1 rRNA gene is annotated in these 1,051 nt (G+C 55.4%); it reads left to right on the top strand.

The features are described from left to right. Positions 1 to 1,051 (top strand): 16S ribosomal RNA (locus tag M3212_RS21665); the annotation flags it as partial.

The raw sequence follows: 1,051 nt of genomic DNA, 5'->3' as shown, positions 1-1,051 counted from the left end.
CGGCTATCACTGGGGGATGGGCCCGCGGCGCATTAGCTAGTTGGTGAGGTAGAGGCTCACCAAGGCGACGATGCGTAGCCGACCTGAGAGGGTGATCGGCCACACTGGGACTGAGACACGGCCCAGACTCCTACGGGAGGCAGCAGTAGGGAATCTTCCGCAATGGACGAAAGTCTGACGGAGCAACGCCGCGTGAGTGATGAAGGGTTTCGGCTCGTAAAGCTCTGTTGTTAGGGAAGAACAAGTATCGTTCGAATAGGGCGGTACCTTGACGGTACCTGACCAGAAAGCCACGGCTAACTACGTGCCAGCAGCCGCGGTAATACGTAGGTGGCAAGCGTTGTCCGGAATTATTGGGCGTAAAGCGCGCGCAGGCGGTTTCTTAAGTCTGATGTGAAAGCCCCCGGCTCAACCGGGGAGGGTCATTGGAAACTGGGAGACTTGAGTGCAGAAGAGGAGAGTGGAATTCCACGTGTAGCGGTGAAATGCGTAGATATGTGGAGGAACACCAGTGGCGAAGGCGACTCTCTGGTCTGTAACTGACGCTGAGGCGCGAAAGCGTGGGGAGCAAACAGGATTAGATACCCTGGTAGTCCACGCCGTAAACGATGAGTGCTAGGTGTTAGGGGTTTCGATGCCCTTAGTGCCGAAGTTAACACATTAAGCACTCCGCCTGGGGAGTACGACCGCAAGGTTGAAACTCAAAGGAATTGACGGGGGCCCGCACAAGCAGTGGAGCATGTGGTTTAATTCGAAGCAACGCGAAGAACCTTACCAGGTCTTGACATCCTTTGACCACTCTGGAGACAGAGCTTTCCCCTTCGGGGGACAAAGTGACAGGTGGTGCATGGTTGTCGTCAGCTCGTGTCGTGAGATGTTGGGTTAAGTCCCGCAACGAGCGCAACCCTTGACCTTAGTTGCCAGCATTCAGTTGGGCACTCTAAGGTGACTGCCGGTGACAAACCGGAGGAAGGTGGGGATGACGTCAAATCATCATGCCCCTTATGACCTGGGCTACACACGTGCTACAATGGATGGTACAAAGGGCAGC

The organism is Halalkalibacter oceani, assembly GCF_023715705.1.
GTDB classification, from domain to species: Bacteria; Bacillota; Bacilli; order Bacillales; family Bacillaceae_D; genus Halalkalibacter; species Halalkalibacter oceani_A.
Note: the sequence above shows the minus strand (reverse complement) of the source record. Positions and strands in the feature narration are given on the sequence as shown.